Raw genomic sequence first — 19,934 nt, 5'->3', positions numbered from 1 at the left:
GGCGGCGGGCCGCAAGGGGTCACCGCCTGGACCACGCCAGCCAGCGCGCCGACAATCGCTTCCACAGTGAGGTGAACCGGGTTCGCCGGTAGGCGTCTCCGGCCATCTTTATGCCTTGTGCCTGCGTCGGGAAGGGATGGATGACGTCGGCCAGCGCGTGCAATCCCATACCGGATTTGATGGCGAGCGACACCGCATTGATCATCTCGCCGGCATGGCTGGCGACGACCGTGGCGCCCAGGATGCGATCGGACCCTTCCTTGACGTGGATTTTGACAAAGCCCTCCTCCTCGCCGTCCATGACCGCACGCGCGACGTCGTGCATCAGCACCGTATAGGTCTTGACCGGGATGCCATCCTGGCGCGCCTGTGCCGGATAGAGGCCGACATGGGCAATTTCCGGATCGGTATAGGTGCACCACGGCACGACCAACTGGCTCACCCTCTTGCGCCCGAGGAACAGGGCGTTCTGCACGACGATGCGGGCCGTTGCCTCCGCGATATGGGTGAATTTGTAGTCGAGGCAGACATCGCCCGCCGCATAGACGCGCGGATTTGTGGTCCGCAGATAATCGTCGACCTTGATGCCGTTGGCATCGTATGCCACCCCGGCGTTTTCCAAGTCGAGACCGTCGACATTGGGCGAACGGCCGATGCCGGTGATGATCTCGTCGACGGAAATCGTCGTCGTGTCGTCGTCCCGCAGCAGGTCGGCGAGCTTCTTGCCGCCTGCCGTCCGCACGGCCACAACCTCGGTGTTGAGGCGAACCTCGACCCCTTCGCGCGCCAGCGCATCCGAAAGGACCTGGGCGGCGTCGCGCTCTTCGCCGGGCAGGAACATCGGATCCCGCTGGGCCAGGATGACTTTCGCACCCAGCAGGCAGAAGGCCTGCGCCGCCTCGCAACCGAGCGGCCCGCCGCCGATGACCAGAAGCCGTGGCGGGCAGGCTGTGAGGTTGAACACGGTCTCGTTGCTGAGATAACCGGCTTCGGCCAGCCCCGGAATCGTCGGCAGGCTCGCACGGGCACCTGTCGCGACCAGCGCCTTCTTGAAACGCAGCGTCTTGCCGGCGACCATGACCGCGTCCAGTCCGGCAAACCGCGCTTCGCCGAAAAAGACATCGATGCCTTCCGAGGCGATGGTCGCGGCCGAATCGGCGCGGCTTATCCGCTGCCGGATTTGCCGCATCCGCCTCATGGCCCGCTGGAAGTCGACGTGAAGACGCTCCGGCGTGTCGCCGCCAAAACTTTCGGCATCGCGCATATCGGCATAGAGCCTGGCCGTGCGGATGACCGACTTCGACGGGATGCAGCCGACATTGACGCAGGCTCCGCCGATCAGGTTGCGCTCGATCAGCGCGACCTTTGCGCCGAGGCCGGCCGCGTCGCGGGCGGCGGTCAGCCCGGCCGGCCCGGCGCCGATGACGACGAGGTTGTAGGGACCGTCCGGCTCCGAGTTTTTCCAGTGCGGTGGATGGGCGTGCTGGATCAGCTCGATGTCATTGCGGTCGACAGGGAAGGCGGCAGCACTGGTCCGGTCAGGCGTCATCGCCGTGATCCCTCGACAGCCATCCACCCGTGAAACCCGCCTTGCGCAAGCCGCGACGGATGTGCTGGTTGGACCGCATCAGCTTCCAGATCAGGCGCGAGCGGTGGTTCTCGATCATCATCACCACAATACCCTGGTCCAGACCGTAGTGGCCTTCCGACACCCAGCCGTTGCGGCCGAATTTTCGCCGGTTCGCCAGTGTCGGATTGAAGCCGCTCGGCAGCCGGAAATTGTCGACCACCTCGGGGTAGCGATCCCCGAGATGGCGCAGCGCCGCCAGGCAGATCTCCGGCGCGAACGGCAGCGACGCCGGATAGGACCATGGGGCGATCGTCCCGTCGTCCGGCCCGAACGGAGCGCCACGCGCGGCATAGCCGGAAAACCGGCGACGCTGTCGCTGCACGCTGGTGCGAAAGCCACCTGGTCCGTCGCCTGCCGAAAGTCCCCACAGGTTCTCGTCGTAGCCGCCATAGCCGTAGGGGTTGTGCCGCGCATAGTCGCGGTGGAGGTAGGTCGAGCGGCGGCTGTTTTCGAAATAGTCCGAATTCTTCTCGCGCATGAAAGCGTCGCGGATGCCGGCGAAATCGATCCAGGCATGCGAGAACTGGTGCATGAACAGCGGTCCGCCATAGAGCACGTCGTAGCCGTAGATGTTTTCCCACTGGTAGGTGGCCGTCCAACCTTCGTAGCTGTCGCCGGAGGTCGGGCTGTCGGGCGAGGCCATCGACAGCACATAGAGGATCGTCGCTTCGTTGTAGCCTTCCCAGCCATAGTGGAGAAAGCCGCTCTTCGGCTTCCAGCCCTGCCGCAAGGTCGGACTGCTGCCTTGCGCCCACCGCCAGTCGACACGCCGGTAGAGTGCCTCGGCCAGCCGGCGGATTTCGGCTTCCTCGTCATGTTCACCGGAGAAATAGGCTCCCGCCACCAGCACGCCGGCGATCAGCAATGCGGTATCCACCATCGACAACTCGCAGCGCCAGACGCGCAAGCCGGTTCGCATGTCGAGGAAGTGGTAGTAGAAGCCTCTGTGGCCGGTGACGTCGTCGCCATTGCCTTGCGTGGAGGTCGAGAAGAAGCGCAGTGCCGCAAGGGTCAGTTTCACCGCCGCCTCGCGTGTCATCCAGCCGCGCTCGACGCCAATCGGATAGCAGGACAGGGCGAAACCGACGACGGCGATGCTGGCCGGCGAATTCGGCCGCGACGTATCGGCGACCAGCCCGTTCTCCGCGTTCACATTCTCCAGGAAATAGTCGAAGGCCGCACGCTGGTAGCGATCCAGAAGCTCGTCATCGGACAGCGCGGCGGGTTCGGCCCTAAGCAAACGATGCACACTCCAGCCTGACCGCCGCAGGTTCCGCCGGTCGCATGGCGAGCCCATGGCAGGTCATCGCGCATGCCGAACTGTCACTCGGTGTCATGGCTTTCCCATATCTTTCTTGCGTTCTCGTCGATTCGGACGTTGGCAATCATACGCGTGTAGCGCTCCCTTCGTTGCCCCCGTCACGCAGAATTGTAGCTGTATCCACCGACGCAGGGAATGGTCCGGTGGATGGCGCTGTCACATCGCCACCGACGGAAAGGCACGTCTACGCAGGAGCTTCTATCGGTCCACCTGGTGCTGGAAGAACTGCAGGAACAGTTCCCGCTCGGTGGTGATGTCGAGTTTTTCGTAGATGCGGCGGCGATGGTTCTTGACCGTGCCGACGGTGATGCCAAGGCGCTCGGCGATGTTCGCCGTCGGGTGGCCGGCCAGGATCAACTGGACCAGTTCCCGTTCGCGCAGCGACAGTTCCGGCCACAGGCTTGCCGGGATGGTCGGCTCCTGCCGGGGCGAGGCGCCGGGGCCGGTCGGCGCCGAGGTGCGGGAGAACTCGCTTCCGCGTGCCTTGATGTCGAGCGCATGCAACGCCTCGAACACCGGCAGCCGTTCGTCCAGCAGGGCGATCTCGCTGTCCTTGAATGCGGTGGTCGAGCGGTCGAGGAAGATGCCGAGGCACCAGTCGCCGCCATCGGCCAGCATGATGCCAACCTCGTCGCAGATTTCCGACTGCGCCAGGAAGCCGGCAATGTACTGGCCGCGCTTGGCCGCGTCGTCGGCAAGCCGCTTCAGCGGCATGATGCCGAGCCGTCGCTCGCGCCGCCACGAAGCATAGAACGGGTCGAACACGTAGTAGCTGGCGAGATAGCGCTGCACCATCTCGTCCGAGAAGCGCCGGTGCTTGACGAATTCCGGTGTCTGCGTCGCCGAATAGCGCGTCACGGTGACGAGGTCGTGCGCGATGTCCGCGCCGATCAGGTCGATCAGGCAATCGACATGCCTGTCCGTGCCGGTGGCGGCGATCGCTTTGGCGAGYGGCGCCCAGATGGTCCCCATGCGCATGCCCTTTTCTCGGCGATGTCGGTCAGCCCGTCATTGTGTCTTTAGGCATATGGCGCGAGGCCACCCGTCGAATCTAGCCTAGCGACAACTTAGACCAGATTCCGAGGCGACCGTGACCCAGCCCAACCTCACCGGCCCCATCGTTGGCAATCAGCCGATCATTGGCAATCCAATTGTCATCGGTATCGACGCCGGCGGCACCATGACCGACACCATCCTTGTCGATCAGGACGGCCACTTCAAGATAGGCAAGTCGGCGACGACACCGAAGAACGAAGCCGAAGGTTTCCTCGCTTCGGCCGAGGACGCGGCGGACGCCTGGGGCATCTCGCTGGAGCAGCTGTTTTCCGGCGTCAATGTCGTGCTCTATTCCGGTACCGGCATGCTCAACACGCTGCTGTCGCGCACCGGGCGCCGGCTCGGCCTGATCACCACCAAGGGCCTCGAGGACATGATCCTGATGGGTCGCGGCCTGCAGGCCTGGGCCGACTATTCCTACGCCGACCGGCTGCATGCGGTCACCCACCATCATCCCGATCCGCTGGTGCCGCGCCGCCGTACCCATGGCGTTACCGAACGCATCGACCAGTTCGGCGACATCGTGCTGCCGCTCTACGAGCATGAGGTCGCGGTGGCGGCGAAAAAGCTGATCGCCGACAAGGTCGAGGGGATCTGCATCATGACGATCTTCTCGCACGTCAATCCGGTGCACGAGAAGCGCATTGCCGAGATCTGCCGCGAAGAGATCGAAAAGGCCGGCGCCGAGATCACCGTTTACACCAGCCACGAGGTTCGTCCGGTCATCCGCGAACAGTCGCGGCTTAACTCGGTGCTGATCGAGGCCTACGCCACCTCACGTGGCCGCAAGCAGCTCAAGGGGATCGAAGACGTCTCGAAGAAATACGGCTTCAAGTATGGCGTGCAGACGCTGCTCTCCTTTGGCGGCCTGACCTCGATCAATCATCCGCGCCTGCATGAAACCATGATTTCAGGCCCGATCGGCGGCATTCTCGGTGCTGCCTATGTCGGCAAGCTGATCGGCAACGACTCGCTGATCTGTTCGGACATGGGCGGCACTTCCTTCGACATGGGCGTCATCACGCGCGGCCAGACGCGGATCGAGAACGAGCCGCTGATGGACCGTTTCAAGCTCAACGTGCCGACGCTCCATCTCGACACCATTGGTGCGGGCGCCGGCATGATCCTCAAGGTCGATCCGCTGACCAAAAAAGTCAGCCTAGGGCCGGAAAGCGCTGGCTCCGATCCCGGCCCGATCTGCTTCGCCAAGGGCGGTACCGAGCCGACCATCGCCGATTGCGACGCCATTCTCGGTCGGCTGAACCCGTATTACTTCCTCGGCGGCAAGGTCGTGCTGCAGGTCGAGAAGGCCCGCAAGGCTTTCGAGGAAAAGTGCGCCAACGTGCTCGGCGTCGGTGTCGAGGAGGCCGCCGAAGGCATGATCGACATGCTGGAGGCCGACGCCAACAACGCGCTGCGCCGCGTCATCTCGGGCCAGGGCATCCATCCGTCGGAATTCACGCTGCTGTCCTATGGCGGCTCTGGCCCGCTGCATCTGGCCGGCTGCTCCAGGGGCATCGGCTTCAAGGACATCATCACCTTCCAGTTCGCCGCCGCCTTCTCCGCGTTCGGCTGCACAACGGCCGATTTCATGCGCCGGCATTCGGTATCGACGCAGCACGACATCCCCTCGCGCGCCGACGAGGCGACGCTTGCCGCTTTCGGCGCCAAGGTCACCACGGTCTGGAACGATCTGACCAAGGCCGCGGTCGACGAGATGATTGCCGACGGCCATGCGCGCGAAAAGATTAGGACCGCACCGTTCCTGATGATGCGCTACACCGGCCAGCTCGAGGACGTCGAAGTGATGGCGCCGCTCGCTGAGGTCAACTCGGCCGACGACATGCGCAAGGTGCTCGACGAGTTCGAGGCGGTCTATGCCAAAGTCAACCACCGCGTGTCGCGCTATGGCGAGGCCGGCTTCACCATCACCGAGCTCGGCCTGATCGCCACCGCCGATAAGGTCAAGCCGGTGCTGCTCAAGCGGCCGCTCGGTGCCTCCAATCCGGCTGCCGCCCACAAGGGCGTGCGCGAGGCCTATATCAGTGGGCGCTGGCACAAGGCCAACCTCTACGAGATGGATCTCTTGCAGCCCGGTCACGAAGTGATCGGCCCGGCCATCATCGAACACCCCGCCACGACGCTCGTCGTCCATCCGCAAGACCGTGTCCATGTCGATGAATGGACGCTGCTGCACTACACCCACGCTTGAGAGGGCGATCGCCATGTTGGACAAACCTGCCTCGGCCCTGCGCCTTCGCGAAAGACTGCTCGACTCCGAGCGGCTGATGGAAGAGACCGGCTGCTATGACGGCATCACGGAACTCACGCTGCGCAACCAGGATCCGCTGAAATTCGAGACGCTGCACACCAAGTTGCGCGCCTATTGCGTCTCGGCACGCGAAATGGCCCGCCGCATCTCGGCCTCGCCCGGCGTGCGCGAGGTCGGCGAAATGGTGGTCGCCATCTACACCCCCGAGGGCGATGCCATCGCGCTGTCCAACGGCATCATGGTGCATGTCCACACGATGAGCCGCTTCATCAAGTGGATGATCAAGAACAATTACGAGGAAAACCCGCGCATCCACGAAGGCGACATCTTCGCCAACAACGACGCCTTCATTGGCACCGTGCAGGTGCCAGACGTCATGGACGTGGTGCCGATCTTCCACGAGGGCACCTTGGTCGGCTGGGCCGGTGCCGTCTGCCATGAGCTCGAGGCCGGCGGTATCACGCCCGGCGGCGACGTCTGCCTGGCGCAGGAGCGCTTCACCGAAGGCCTGTTCGTCTGCGCCGAGAAGATCGGCGAGAACGACGAGATCCGCCGCGACTATGTCATCCGCTGCGAGCGCAATCTGCGCATGCCGATCTACTGGGTGCTGGACGAAAAGGCCAAGGTCGCCTCCTGCATCGACATGCGCGAAAGCGTCAAGCAGCTGATCTCCGAGATCGGCCTCGACTACTGGATGAAGGTGTCCAAGGAGTTCATCGAGGAAGGCCGCCGCGCCCAGCTTGCCCGTACCCGCCAGCTCACCGTGCCCGGCATCTATCGCGGCCACACCTTCTATGGCCACGTCACCGCAGGCAAGCCCGGCTTCCAGCTGCTCGGCGATCCGGACTGGCTCTACAACATCCCGATCGAGATGGAGATCACCACCGACGGCAAGATCACCATGGACTTCGAGGGCACCCAGCCCTGGGGCTACCATTCGATGAACTGCACGCCGGCCGGCATGGATGGCGGCATGTTCGTGACCTTGACCCAGCACATGAATTTCGAGGGCCTGGTCAATGACGGCGCCTGGATGGCGACCGAGCTGAAATTGCCGCACGGCACCTGGACCAACCCCGACAACGAGATGGTGGCGACAGCCACATCGTGGGCGCTGCTGCTGCCGGCCTATGGCGTGTTCCAGCGGCTGCTGTCGCGCAGCTTCATTGCCCGTGGTTTCGTCGAGGAGGCATTCGTCGGTCAGGTCAACAGCCCGATGATAGAGATGGGCGGCGAAAGCCAGTACGGCACGCCGTTCGGCATGGCGCATTTCGAATGCGCCGCTGCCGGCTCCGGTGCGCTCGCCATCAAGGACGGTCTCGACACCGCCTATGTCGGCTGGAACCCGGAATCCGACATGGGCAACATCGAGGTCTGGGAACAGTCGATGCCGATGGTCTATATCGGCCGCTCGATCGTGCCGAATTCCGGCGGCGCCGGCAAATATCGCGGCGGCTGTTCCTTCGTCTCGACCTGGCTGATCAACAAGACTTCGCATCTACGGCTCCACACCTCGGAACACTCCTCGCGTGTGTTCGACAATGGCGGCATGTGCGGCGGCTATCCGGCGCCGACCTGTCAGAAGCACCGCGCCGTGCGCAATTCCAACATCCATGAACTGGCGGCCAGGGGCGAACCGCTGGCGCATGCGCCAGGCATCGACCCCCATGAGTCGGACTATGAGAAGAATATTGGCGGCGACCATGTCGTGGTCGAGGGCCCCTACATCACCTCGCCGCACAAGGAGGGCGATATCTTCAGCCATTCCTACAATGGCGGCGGCGGCTACGGCGACGTGCTGGAGCGCGATCCGATCAAGACGGCCTGGGATGTCGAGAACGGCTTTCTCACCCGCGAAGCGGCGGACAGCGTGTTCGGCATCGTGCTGAAGGACGATGAAGACGGTTATCCCACGGCCGATATCGATGCGACCGTGACGCGTCGCGCCGCCATGCGCAAAGAGCGTCTGGCGAAAGCAATCCCGGTGGCGGACTGGATCGCCACCGAGCGAGGTCGGGTCGAAAAGGCCGACTTCGCGCCGGAGGTGAAGAAGATGTACGCCAGCGCGATCAAGCTGTCGTCGCGCTTCACCAAGGATTTCAGTGATTTCTGGAACGTCGACGCCAGGTCGATCTTCACGCCGGGAGCAAAGCCATGACCTCGTACAGCAAGGAAGTCATCCGCGATCTGGCTGCCGGCCAGCTGCCCTGGCCGCAGACCCGGCGCATCATGAGCGCCTACAAGGACGATGACCGCTTCTTCAAGATGGTCGCCGTCTATCAGGATCGCGTCGCCTGGAAGGATACGATCCTGCTGCCGGTCTCGGATCACCTGTTCATCTGCCAGAGCGGCGATGAGCGGATAACCCGCTGCGAGTGCGGCCACTCCTTCGGCGACTACCGCAAGAACTGGAAGCTCAACGCCGCGATCAACGTGCGCAACACCGAGCAATCCCTGCGCGAGATCTATCCGAACAGCGATCTTCCCGATCCCGAATGGATGGAAATCCGCGAATTCATCTGCCCGCAGTGCGGTACCTTGCACGAGGTCGAGGCGGCGGCGCCGGGCTATCCGATCGTGCATGATTTCGAACCCGATCTCGAAGGCTTTTATCGCGAATGGCTGGGCAAACCACTTTGACGACACTGATCTTGTGAGGCGCATCGCAGGCAAGGTAGCCTGGTTGCCCGCACCGAATTGTCTGGAGACCATGCCTGATGACAAACCTTTCCGGCCGCAGCGCGATCATCACCGGCGGGTTTTCCGGAATGGGCTTTGCCATTGCCACGGCACTCGCTGAGGCTGGCGCCAATGTCGCCGTCGGCTCCTACATCGCGCCCGCCGGCGCCGACAAATCCGATGCCGCCTATTATCCCGGCGCCGACGAAATCGTGCGCGTGCGTTCGGCTCTTGCCGCCCATGGCACCAGCGTTCACGCCGCCCATCTCGACGTGCGCGACAGCGACGTCACCAGCCGATTCGCGGCGGAAGCCGAAGCCGCTATCGGCCCCGCCGACATATTGGTCAACGCCGCCGGCACCACCGCCGAGCAGCCGGTCTGCGGCCACTCCGACGCGCTGTGGGACAAGATCGTCGACACCAATCTGACCGGCGCCTTCCGCGTCACCCGTGCCGTGCTGCCCGGCATGATCGGGCGCGGCTGGGGCCGTATCGTCAACATAGGCTCGACCGCCGCCTCCGTCGGCTGGAAGGACAACCCGGCGTATTGCGCTTCCAAGGCCGGCCTGCTCGGCCTGACCCGCTGCGTGGCGCTGGAAGGGGCGGCGCATGGCGTCACCTGCGTCATGATCAGCCCGACCTGGGTTGAGACCGAACTGATGCGCCGCAACGTGGCGCAGGTCGTCGAGCGCGAAGGCAAGGGGCGCACGGCGGAGCAAGCCATGGCCGAAATCGCCAGCGGCAACCCGCAGCAGCGCCTCCTGCAGCCACAGGAGATCGCGGCTCTTGCCGTCTTCCTGTGCTCGGATCTGGCCAAGGGCATCACCATGGAAAACATACAGATCACCGGCGGGGCACTGTGGTAGCGCTGATCCAGGCAGCTGTGTGGCCGGACAAGCGCCGGCTGATCTCGGCAATCGCCTCGCTGTAAGACAAGGTGACCGGATTTGCCATTGAGCGCAGGGCGCGATAGGTTATATTGCACTGCACCATGGAGACGCCGTTTATTGCACGCCCTTGTTTGCGGATATGCCGACAGGCCCACAGCCTGCCGGCCTTGGGTCGCGCCGGCGGGACTCTGAGATGAAGATTCCAAAGTCCCTGCTGGTCGATCCCGAGAAGAATTCGGTCTATGGCAGTTTTGCCGTTGCCGTCTCGATCTGGGCATTTTCCTATTCGGTCATTTTCGGCCAGATACTGATCCTCGCTTACTACGCGGTCTGGCTGCCGCTCATCCTGGTCGACTACCAGCGGTTCCTGCGGCACCTGTCCAGTGCCTGGCTGCCACTGCTGTTTGCCGCCTATGTCTGCTTCTCGGTCTTCTGGTCGCAGGCGCCCGGCGTCACGGCGAGGACGTCGATCCAGTATTTTTCCCATATCGCCTGCGCCTACGTCGCGGCGCGCACCGTCAGCGTGCGCACATTGACCATAGGCGCCCTGATCGGGATATTTGTCGTCCTGCTCTATTCGCTGCGGGTCGGAAACTATTCCGAGGACGTTCTCGACGGGACCTACAACTTCGTCGGCGCTTTCGCCTCCAAGAACCAGATTGGCTTTGTCGCCTCGCTCGGCATCTACTTCTGCGTCGTTTTCGTTGCTTTTTACAGGCGCGGCTGGCGGAGCGTCATCCTGGCGGTGCCTATCGTGCTGGTGTCGGCCTATCTGCTGGTCATTGCGCATTCCGCCACCTCGATGGCCTCGATACCGGCGGTCCTGGCGCTGGTCGCGCTTCTTACCATGAGCAAGCTCCTGTCGCGGCGCTATCGGCGGGTGATCTTCCTGATCGGCGCCGGCCTGCTGGTCGTGGTTGCCTTCGTCGCCTTGAATCTCGGGCTGATGGACTTCGTCCTTGGCCTCTTCGGAAAGGATTCGACGCTCACCGGGCGAACCTATCTGTGGGAGCAGGGCTGGAACGCCGTGCAGAAAGCACCGATTCTCGGCATCGGCTATGCCGCCTATTGGGTGCAGGGCTTCGCCGAAGCCGAGCGGCTGTGGAACGAATTCTACATCACCACCCGCACCGGCTTCCACTTCCACAACACCTATATCGAAGCCCTCGTCGAACTCGGCTTCGTCGGAGCGACGCTGGTCTCGCTGATCATGCTGCGCACGCTCTACGGCCACGTCTCGGCGGTGATCTTCAAGGCATGGCAAGCGGATTCGGTGATTCTCTTCGGCGTGATGGTGCTGCTCCTGATCCGCTCCTTCGTCGAGGTCGAGATTCTCAACCCCTACATCATGGGCTCCTTCCTGATGTATTTCAGCTTCTTCAAGCTGGCGCGGCTGCCGGTCACCCGCACGCGGTGGAGCCCCGCCTTCGAGCAGGCTGAGGCGGCCAAGAGAGAGGCCGCCTGGCCCCGGCATGTGAATGGTCCGGCGGCCGCCAACCCGTCCTGAGCCAGTGCTTGGCGCTCAAAACTGCGCAGCGGTTTTGACATGCATCAAAACAAAGGCTTGAAGCGCGTCGCATGAATCCCTTCAAACGCGACGCGCTTTATCGTTTGGGAGGCGGAAGCAGGGCCAACGGCGGTTTCGCCTGGGAGCCTCGCCCAGGCAGGCCTGGCCCAAGGCGGGATCCATCCCTGGCGGGATGGATCGAAACGCCGGATCGTGCCGGGGTTTCCGGGTCTGCTGGCTAGAACAATTCCAGGAAAGTATGAAACGGTTTTCCCGGGAAAAGCGCGTAGCGCGTTCCCTTAGGGAATCGCGTCAAAGCAAAGAGTTGGAGCGGTTCGCTGTTTCCGTGAAACAGTGAACTGCTCAAGGGGTCTACTGGCTGGGGGTCTACTGGCTGGTCAGCGGCGCCAGCTTGACCTTGATCACGTCGCCGGGCAGCACCGGCGTATCTTCCTTCGCCGAGATTTCGCTGCTCTTGCCGTCGACGACCCGCACCAGTGCGTAGAGCAGGCTGGGTTGCTGGTCGGTGTCACTGGCGGACCTCATCGAGGGATCGCTGGCTTGGGCCATCAGGCCTTTCTGCATATTCACCTTGAGCGCGGCCTCGTTGAGGTCGGCTTCGGTCTGCTGCCGGTCGGTGGCGAGATTTGAACTCAAGGTGTTCTGGGCATCGATGGCGTCCTGCGTCGCCTTGCTGATCGCCTGCTTGGCGGTGAGGATGGCCGTTTCGTAGTCCAGGATCTTGCCCTGCAGGTCGGCGACGGACTGCCGCGAATCGAGCAGCCGGGCGTTGGCGATCAGGCCTTTCTGTGCCAGCGGGCCGATGCTGGTGAGCTGCTGCTGTGCCAGGTCGACCTGCTGCTGCTGGTTGACGATCTTCTTCTGCAGCGACTCGATTTCGGACTGCAGAACCCCCTTCAGATCGCTGAGCGCCTCAAGCTTCAGCTTCAGCGCCTTTTGGTCGGACGTCAGGATCGTCATCTCGTCCGCGACGATGGCTGGCAGTCTGGGATCGCCCTCGGCCTCCTTCGGCACTTCGAAACTCGCCTTGCCGGCCATATCGGCGTCGATACGGGCGCGCTTGACGAGCAGCCGAATGCGCTGGTCGTCAGAGATATCGAAATTGCCCTTGGCGGTGACCAGGTCCTTGCCAAGCTGCGGGCCAAAGTCGGCGTTTCGCCTGATCCCCCCGGCGACACTGATGGCCTTCAGCACCGTCAGCTCTGGCACATAGGGAAATTGGCCGGGGTTCTGGACTTCGCCCGAAATGTAGAATGGCCGGTACTGCGCCATTTCGACAGAGGCTTCCGGCTTGTCCGACAGAGCGAGCTTGCGCTGCAATGCCTGGCCGATTGCCGCTGCGATTTCGGACGTGGTCTTGCCGGATGCCGGAAGCTCGCCTGCGAACGGCACCGACAGCGTGCCGGAAGGGCCAACCGTGTACTCGCCATTCACCGCCGACCAGTCACGGAATGTGCCTTCGACCGTCTGCCATTCGGCAACGCGGATGGTGAGCTTGTCCTGCGATCCGAGACGGTATTCGTCGGCCGCGGCGATGTGGGGGATGACCAGCGACATGGCAACGCAAGTGGCCAGCAAACGCACCCGCCGCAGCCGGCCGGAAACCGGGCCGCTGCGAAGGGCTTCAAACATATCTGTTTTCAACTGAACGTTCCGATCCGCTTTAGCCCCATCGCCCGATGATGCTTGCCGCGAAAGCCTGGCATCGCGGCGGTCAGTAAGAGCCGCGTGACATCCAGACGGCGGGGACTGTCTTGATGATGATGCGAACGTCCTCGAACAGCGACCAGTTCTCGACATAGTGGCGATCGAAGGCGACGCGGCTGTCATAGGAGACGTCGTTGCGACCGCTGACCTGCCACAGACCGGTCAGGCCCGGGCGGGATTTCAGATAGTAGACGGCGGAGGTGCCATAGATCTCGAGCTCGTCGCGCACGACCGGACGCGGCCCGACAAGGCTCATGTCGCCCTGCAGGATGTTGATGATCTGCGGCAGCTCATCGAGGCTGAGTTTCCTCAAGACCGCTCCGACGCGGGTGACGCGCGGATCGCTCTTCAGCTTGCGGGTCGCCACCCATTCCGCGTTGGCGTCCGGGTTTGTGGCCAGATAAGCGGCCAGCACCTTGTCGCCATCGGGAACCATGGTGCGGAACTTCAGGCACGGAAAAATCCGTCCCCCGCGTCCGATTCGCCTGTGGCCGTAGAAAATCGATCCGCCGTCGGAAAGTTTGACGAGCAGAGCGATCATGACAAACAGCGGGCTGAGAGCGATCAAGCCAATCAGTGATCCGGTGATATCGAAGCTGCGTTTGAGCAGGCCGCCGATCGGCGGCGGAAAATCGATGTCGACCTGCGAAAAGCCCGCTGTGGCCGACTTGGCAACGTCCCTCATGCCGTAAACTCCATGCGTGAACGAATGGTTCGCCGCAAGATACCAAAAAAATGTTGCAGCGCAACACACAATTTACCAACCGGTTGAAATAGTCGCGTCATGAATTGACTAAATAATAAGCTAGCCATGCACAAATTTCGGGATATTTAGCACATTTGTGACAATAAATGGGCAAACCCCGAAAAATAAGGGCCTTTTTGGGGCGGTTCTTAGGCGGGCTGTCCTATGGGGTAAGGCACGGAGCACAATAGTGCTTTAACAGAGCTCGATACTCAAGGCAAATCCCGTAAAATACTACTTAATATTGTTTCTTTTACTCAAGAATGGCGACCATTCGAGGTCGGTTCAAATCCCTTTGCGTGCATTGCAGCATGGCCGAATCGATCGCAAAAGCTCAATCAAAAATATCCGGAGTTGCCCTTGCCGCCTACTGCTCGCCTTAATAGAATTGCAAATTATACCTGTCAGAGTGGCGACAGGTAGAAAAGGCCGGAAGCAACCGGCCGAGAGCGGGCGACCTTAACAAGCCCGCATGACAAGGGACGGCGCTCGGGTGGGGCAATCGTTATATAGACCCGAGCCGGTTTATGGGCTGTTGGGTATGGCACTTCCAAAATTCATCGTCGGGATGATTTTCGCTCTTTCAATCGTCGTTGCCTGGTCCTGGCTAGGCGGCGCTTCGATCGGTACGACGCTGATCCGCGTCATCATCTGCGCAATTATCATTCAGGCGGGCTACTTCGTGCTCGTCTATGCCATGATCGCCAGAAGCCCGCCGACGCCGGCCGACATGGCTCGCGACGCGGAGAGAAAGCTGAATGCGCCCGAGGTGGCCGAAGGCGAGAAGTTGGGCAGCGCCAGGCGAAGCCTGCACTAGCCAGCCTCACGCGACGTTAGCGGGCTGGCTCTCGGACTGTTCGCCCAAAAGCATTCGCGACAATCGGCTGCCGGCTTTTTCCTTCAGCCGCTGATATTGCCCGACTTCGACAACGCGGCCGTTTTCCATCGCCACAACCCAGTCGGCGAAGGCGATCATCGACGGCCGGTGTGCAATGGTCAGGATCGTCATGGTGCCGCGCAATCCGTCAATCGACTTGGCGATCAGCGACTGGTTCTGCCAGTCGAGCGCGCTGGTGGCCTCGTCCAGGATGAGCAGGGACGGTTTGCGCAGCAGCGCGCGCGCAAGCGCAATGCGCTGGCGTTCACCGCCCGAAAGCCGCACACCCCGGTCGCCAACCACCGTCTCGAGCCTGATGTCGAGCCGTTCGACGAATTCGCCGGCGTGCGCCGAGCGCAGCGCGGTCCACAGATCGTCATCGCTGGCTTGCGGCGCGGCGAGGCGCAGGTTGGCCGCGATCGTGTCATGCAGCAGGAACACGTCCTGCGGCACATAGGCCACCTGGTCGCGCCAGCGGCGGCGGTTACCGGCATCGATCTCGACGCCGTCAACGAGCATCGTGCCGGCGGTCGGCTCGAGCAGGCCGAGCAGCATGTCGGCGATCGTGCTCTTGCCCGAGCCGGAGGGGCCGATCAGCGCGGTGACTTTGCCGGCCGGCAGGCCGAAGGTGATGTCCCTGACGACCGTCTTGGTGGGGTCGTCGCCATAGCCGAAGCAGACGTCCCTGATGTTGAGGCCTGTTGTCAGCGACAGCTTGCCGCCTTCGCTGGTTTCGGCATCGCCCGGCTCGCGTTCGGCGTCGAAACGCGCCTGCATGCCGCGCATCGCCGTATAGGCGGGAAGATTGATCAAGACCTGCTGGGCCTGCGTCTGCATGTCCATGAAGCGCGGCGCGATGCGCATGAAAACCAGCAGAAGGACGACGATCTCGGCCAGCGACAGGTTGAAGCGGACCAGCGCCACATAGATGAACAGGCTCAAACCAACGACGCTCGCCACCTGGAACACCGCGGTGCCGATCGTGCTGTTGCGCACATAGTCGACATTGTCGGCCTTCATCTTCTCGAGCGTCGCTTGCAGCTGTGCGAAATAGGTCGCCTCGACATTCAGGCTCTTGGCCACCTTGATGCCGCCGAGGAATTCCGAAACCGTCCGGTACTGATCCTGGCGATTGGCGGTCAGAACCCGGCCAAAGGCGGTGGCCCGCGATCGAAACGGCTGCAGCGCCACGAACATCACGATGCCGATAATGACCGCAAACAGCGTCATCACCGGCGAGATGAACACTGAAACCAGCAGATAGCCGGCCAGAAGCACGGCGATCTGCACCAGCATCAACAGCGAGAAGGCAGCGCCCTGGACGCGGTCGATATCGCCGGTCAGGGCATGGTCGAGATCGGAACTGCGCATGCGCGTGAAGACGCCCCAGCGTGCCTTGCCGATGCTCTCGAACAAATTCATGCGCACGCGGTTGATGAAATCGAACAGCAGTTTGGCCATGTAGACCGACTTGAAGCGGTTGAACGCCGCCTGCACGGCAACAAGCCCGACCAGCACGCAAAGCACGGTCGTCAGTTGCAGCGTTCCGTCTGGCACCAGCCAGCGTACGAAATCATTGTTCGGCAGCTTGACCGCATAGTCCTGGTCGGCGCGTCCCACCAGATGCAGCAGCGGCACCAGCAGCAGGATCGAGATGCCTTCGGTCAGGCTGCCGAGGATCAGGAAGAGCAGCGCCGTCCATGTTCGCCGGCCGCCGATCTGGGCAATGGCGGCGCCGAATGCGGCAACGTCTCGAAACAGCGACAGGCGAAGGATTGAGGACTTCGACATGATTGCGCTCACGACCACATACGATCAGTCGCCAGATTCCCGGCCGCCAGATCCCTTTCGATCAGGTCCACGGCCTCACCGATCCTGTCGAGGCCCGTCGGGACTTCGAGGCGTCGAACGCCGACATGGTCAGCCAGCCGCGCGCATTGCCGAAGATGCACTTCTGCAAGATCGCTGGGCAGAGCCGCGCGGCCGAACCGCGTCACATAGGAGAATTTGATGATGGCCGGCAGGGCGGCGATGCCGGGCAACGGCGTGATGGCAGCCTTTTCGCCGCGCTCGAGGATATAGATCCTGGTCGCAGGCACCCTGTTGCCGGAAAAGGCGCCATTCAGGCGATGCTGCATCTTGTCGATTGCCGGATGCACTTGCGGTCGCACCTCGGCTTCTCCGAGCGAGATCGCCGCCGCGGCGTCGGCTGCCAGCTTGATCTGCGGAAAACCCGGAACGATCATCGGCTGACCCGGATTGGCGAGGTCCAGCGCCACGACATCATCGGTAAGCAGATCGTGTCCGGCCCGGATCATCGCGCTTGCCGTCGTCGACTTGCCGGCGCCCTTGTCGCCCATGAAGATGGCGCTCGTGCCGGCGACGGCAATGGCACTGGCGTGCAGGACGAGCAGGCCGCGCCGATGCAGCAGCAGCGCCATCACCGGACCCAGCAGCGGAAACGCGATCAGCATGTCGTCGACGCCGGGCGCCGGCTCGACGTCGATGCGGCAGCCATCGCTGATCAGGAATGCGCCGACGGCCTGCCATGCGAGATATTGCCGGTCCGCCTCGAAGCGAAACTCGGTCGCGGCTTCCAAGCCGGGTTTTGGCAGGTCGATCGGGCCGACGGCGATCACGACGTCCGCCGCCCCCGGCGCCGCCGGCTCCAGTTCGGGCAACGCCACCTCGGACGCGATGGTCAGGCCATAGGCGCGGTAGAAGCGGCGCTCTCTCGCGGTCCGGCCATCCGGACGGGGATGATCGCTGTATGCGACGAGCGGCTCGTTGCGCAGCATCATGCGGGGCTCCCGCTGTGCTGGAGCTGCCGCAGCCAGAGCGACAGCGATGCCGAGCGCCAGACATACTGGACATCCAAAGGCGCCGCCCGATCGGGCTGGCGCAGCAGCCGCGCATAGGCAGCACTCACCTGGGGGAGATTGACGTAGGGCGCGATGCGGCTCGCATCCGAGATCAGCAGCTGTTCCAAGAGGTCGCGGTGGTTGCGCAGCATGCCGTTGACGAGATTGGCGGTGAAGTCGATCTTGTCGCGCCGCCACTGAACCGCTGCCGGCAGCACGCCTTCCATGGCGCGGCGCAGCACATAGCGACCAAAGCCGTGGCTGAGCTTTTCCTCACCGGGCAGGCCGAGGCAGAACTCGACCAGCGGCTTGTCCCAGAACGGATAGCGCGGCTCGACGCCGAAATTGGCCGCGGCCTTGTCGAGAACCTCGAAAGCATGCGGGACATAACCGTTCGACAGGATCCAGCGATGGCTCAAGGCGTCGCTGGCCTGGACGCCGGGCGGCATGTATCCGGCCCGGTGAAATCGGTCGACAAGCTCGGTGCGCCTGGCCAGATCGGGATTGATCAGGTCGCGCCAGCCGCGGCCGCGCCGCGCCTGCGCCGGCCTGCGTATCCTGTTCAGGGCGCGATTTGCCAAATGTCTTAGCTTCGCGATCCGCCAGGCCGGCCCGTAGAGGGTCAGGAACTGGAAATACAGACCCAGCGTGCTGTCGCCATAGGTGTCGGAGGCGCTGCGGATCTCACGCCACAGATCCATCCATCTGCCGGCGTTGGCAAGCTCATGCAGATGGCCATGACCTTGTGAAACGACCTCGTCGCCGCCATGGCCGTCCAGCAAGACCTTGATGCCCTTGGCGCCGGCAGTCCGGTAGATGCCGCGGGTCAACGTCAGGCCCGGCGCCAGGAACGTCCCTTCCTGCTCTTCCAGCACCCGTTCGAATTCGGCGAATGGCGCATAGTTGCCGACTGGAATCAGCGTTCCGTCGACCTTCTGCTGATCCAGCACGGCGTCGATGAACGGGCGCTCGTCCATCGACGAGCCCTTTTCGAAAATCAGCGAGAAGGTGGGCAGCCTCGGCCTGCGCCCGGCTGCGTTCTGCAGGCCGGCGACACAGGCGATCGAGGAGGAATCGAGGCCGCCGCTCAGCATCGCGCCGACCGCGGAGGTTCCGCGCATGCGATTGCGCACCGATTGCGAGAACAGATGGGCGAATTCCTCAGGCGCATCCGACCGCATCGGTCGGGCTGACGGCTCGATCTGCCAATAACGGCGCAGCACCACTTGTTGGCCGGTGACGGTCAGGCTGTGGCGCGCCGGCAAGCTGAAGATGTCGCTGTAGGGTGTCGCCTGAGGGTCATCGGGAAGCCCGGCCAGAAACCCGGAGATCTGGTGCTCGGAGACATGTCTGCCGACCCCCTCGACGCCCAAGATCGGCCCGATCTCCGAGGCAAAGGCAAAACGCCGATCCGCCGCATGGTAGTAGAACGGCTTGACCCCGAAATGGTCGCGCGCGCAAAACAGCAGCAGCCGCTCGGCATCCCAGATGGCAAAGGCGAAATCGCCTTGCAGATGCACGGGGCAGGCTTCGCCCCAACGCAGATAGGCCCGCATCAGCAAGGTCGCATCGGCGACCGATCTGTCGCGGATGCCCAGCCTGGCCAGCAGTTCGTCACGGTTGTCGAGCCGGCAGTCTGCGGTGATGGCGAGCTTGCCGTCGGCCATCGTCAGCGGACCGGGGCCGGCTTCATCGGTGGTGTTGAGCCAGGCGTGGCCAAGCGCGATGCCGGTGTCCAGCCACCACGAATTTCCGTCCGGGCCGCGATGGCGCATGCGCGCCAGCATCTGCTGGATATCGGCCGCCGCGACCGCTGGGGCGGGCCCCCGGGCCGCTGCCGCGTGCCCATGTCGAAGCAGGATTCCGGCCACGCCGCTCATCGGCTGCCGTGGTCGACCAGATGGGCGAAACCGTCGATCGATCCGCCAAGCACGATATGATTGTCGCTGACCAGCCAGGCGTGCGCCTTGAGTTGCTCGCCCGTGCCGCGTTCGATGCCAATGCGTATCTTCGAGGCATTACCCTGTCGAGCAAGCATGTATTGGCCCGAAAGCGCCTGGGTCAGGCACGTGGCGTAAGGGACGAAACGGGCCGCTGCGGCAACCCCCCAGGCGACGCGCCGCAGTTCGCCCATGCTGGCGCACTGTCGCGCGTCAAGCCGCGTCACCAGGCTGCGAACACGGTTGTAGGACAACAGTGTCAGTCCCAGCCGAACCGCCGCGACCACGAGCAGGCAGCGGCTAAGGAAGATCATTTCCGAGCCGCTCAGGGAGAGAATCCCAAACAGGCTTCGCCGGCCTTGCCGGCGCCTTCTCTGCTGGGGGCTCCTTTCGGTCGCGGGTTCCTGCCGCAAAACCATGGCCTTATG

The 19,934-nt window shown here is 63.1% G+C and carries 15 protein-coding genes; 6 read left to right on the top strand and 9 right to left on the bottom strand.

Annotated features, from left to right (window positions below; translation table 11 throughout):
• Positions 1-19: 19 nt before the first annotated feature.
• The 3 genes from AC1DZP_RS11090 to AC1DZP_RS11080 all read right to left on the bottom strand — a co-directional run bounded on the left by AC1DZP_RS11090 (position 20) and on the right by AC1DZP_RS11080 (position 3,929).
• On the bottom strand, positions 20-1,549 hold the full coding sequence (locus AC1DZP_RS11090) for a mercuric reductase (protein WP_477302297.1): 1,530 nt from the start codon (positions 1,547-1,549) through the stop codon (positions 20-22).
• Positions 1,539-2,870, bottom strand: coding sequence for a glucoamylase family protein (locus AC1DZP_RS11085; protein WP_477302295.1), 1,332 nt, complete (start codon positions 2,868-2,870; stop codon positions 1,539-1,541). Before AC1DZP_RS11085 ends, AC1DZP_RS11090 begins: the two co-directional genes overlap by 11 nt.
• A 279-nt stretch (positions 2,871-3,149) precedes the next feature.
• On the bottom strand, positions 3,150-3,929 hold the full coding sequence (locus AC1DZP_RS11080; RefSeq protein WP_477302293.1) for a helix-turn-helix transcriptional regulator: 780 nt from the start codon (positions 3,927-3,929) through the stop codon (positions 3,150-3,152).
• A gap of 160 nt (positions 3,930-4,089) precedes the next feature.
• Here AC1DZP_RS11080 and AC1DZP_RS11075 point away from each other — a divergent pair, with 160 nt between their 5' ends.
• The 5 genes from AC1DZP_RS11075 to AC1DZP_RS11055 all read left to right on the top strand — a co-directional run bounded on the left by AC1DZP_RS11075 (position 4,090) and on the right by AC1DZP_RS11055 (position 11,355).
• A complete protein-coding gene (locus tag AC1DZP_RS11075; protein WP_477302920.1) occupies positions 4,090-6,219 on the top strand; it encodes a hydantoinase/oxoprolinase family protein in 2,130 nt (709 codons plus the stop codon).
• A 13-nt stretch (positions 6,220-6,232) separates the two neighbouring features.
• Positions 6,233-8,437 (top strand): hydantoinase B/oxoprolinase family protein, encoded by a 2,205-nt coding sequence (locus AC1DZP_RS11070; RefSeq protein ID WP_477302291.1) that lies wholly within the window; start codon positions 6,233-6,235, stop codon positions 8,435-8,437.
• Positions 8,434-8,919 (top strand): acetone carboxylase subunit gamma, encoded by a 486-nt coding sequence (locus AC1DZP_RS11065; RefSeq protein ID WP_457150140.1) that lies wholly within the window; start codon positions 8,434-8,436, stop codon positions 8,917-8,919. The genes AC1DZP_RS11070 and AC1DZP_RS11065 overlap by 4 nt, the downstream gene beginning before the upstream one ends.
• A gap of 77 nt (positions 8,920-8,996) precedes the next feature.
• Positions 8,997-9,824: an SDR family NAD(P)-dependent oxidoreductase gene (locus AC1DZP_RS11060; protein ID WP_477302289.1), complete on the top strand. Its 828-nt coding sequence runs from the start codon at positions 8,997-8,999 to the stop codon at positions 9,822-9,824.
• A gap of 217 nt (positions 9,825-10,041) precedes the next feature.
• Positions 10,042-11,355, top strand: a complete 1,314-nt coding sequence (locus AC1DZP_RS11055; RefSeq protein ID WP_477302287.1) for an O-antigen ligase family protein — start codon at positions 10,042-10,044, stop codon at positions 11,353-11,355.
• Between the two features lie 387 nt (positions 11,356-11,742).
• Here the strand turns inward: AC1DZP_RS11055 and AC1DZP_RS11050 are convergent, their stop codons facing one another.
• On the bottom strand, positions 11,743-13,008 hold the full coding sequence (locus tag AC1DZP_RS11050; protein ID WP_477302285.1) for a polysaccharide biosynthesis/export family protein: 1,266 nt from the start codon (positions 13,006-13,008) through the stop codon (positions 11,743-11,745).
• An 82-nt stretch (positions 13,009-13,090) separates the two neighbouring features.
• On the bottom strand, positions 13,091-13,768 hold the full coding sequence (locus AC1DZP_RS11045; RefSeq protein ID WP_095082866.1) for a sugar transferase: 678 nt from the start codon (positions 13,766-13,768) through the stop codon (positions 13,091-13,093).
• A 601-nt stretch (positions 13,769-14,369) separates the two neighbouring features.
• Between AC1DZP_RS11045 and AC1DZP_RS11040 the strand changes: the two genes are divergently transcribed.
• On the top strand, positions 14,370-14,645 hold the full coding sequence (locus AC1DZP_RS11040) for an exopolysaccharide production repressor exox (protein WP_095082865.1): 276 nt from the start codon (positions 14,370-14,372) through the stop codon (positions 14,643-14,645).
• A gap of 6 nt (positions 14,646-14,651) precedes the next feature.
• On the opposite strand, the gene AC1DZP_RS11035 is transcribed toward AC1DZP_RS11040, so the two are convergent.
• Genes AC1DZP_RS11035 through AC1DZP_RS11020 form a run of 4 tightly spaced genes read right to left on the bottom strand, consistent with a single transcriptional unit; the run spans position 14,652 to position 19,820 of the window.
• Positions 14,652-16,496 carry an ABC transporter ATP-binding protein gene (locus AC1DZP_RS11035; protein ID WP_477302283.1) on the bottom strand — a complete coding sequence of 615 codons (1,845 nt, stop codon included), beginning with the start codon at positions 16,494-16,496 and terminating at the stop codon, positions 14,652-14,654.
• An 8-nt stretch (positions 16,497-16,504) separates the two neighbouring features.
• Positions 16,505-17,506: a phosphoenolpyruvate carboxykinase (ATP) gene (locus AC1DZP_RS11030; protein ID WP_477302281.1), complete on the bottom strand. Its 1,002-nt coding sequence runs from the start codon at positions 17,504-17,506 to the stop codon at positions 16,505-16,507.
• The gene (locus AC1DZP_RS11025) at positions 17,503-19,446 is read right to left on the bottom strand and encodes a lasso peptide isopeptide bond-forming cyclase (protein WP_477302279.1); all 1,944 of its coding nucleotides are present in this window, start codon (positions 19,444-19,446) and stop codon (positions 17,503-17,505) included. The genes AC1DZP_RS11030 and AC1DZP_RS11025 overlap by 4 nt, the downstream gene beginning before the upstream one ends.
• Positions 19,443-19,820 carry a lasso peptide biosynthesis B2 protein gene (locus tag AC1DZP_RS11020; protein ID WP_477302277.1) on the bottom strand — a complete coding sequence of 126 codons (378 nt, stop codon included), beginning with the start codon at positions 19,818-19,820 and terminating at the stop codon, positions 19,443-19,445. The genes AC1DZP_RS11025 and AC1DZP_RS11020 overlap by 4 nt, the downstream gene beginning before the upstream one ends.
• Positions 19,821-19,934 lie beyond the last annotated feature (114 nt).

It is taken from the genome of Mesorhizobium sp. P2_F8 (assembly GCF_056403655.1).
The sequence above is the reverse complement of the archived record's forward strand: the minus strand, read 5'-3'. Positions and strand labels throughout refer to the sequence as shown.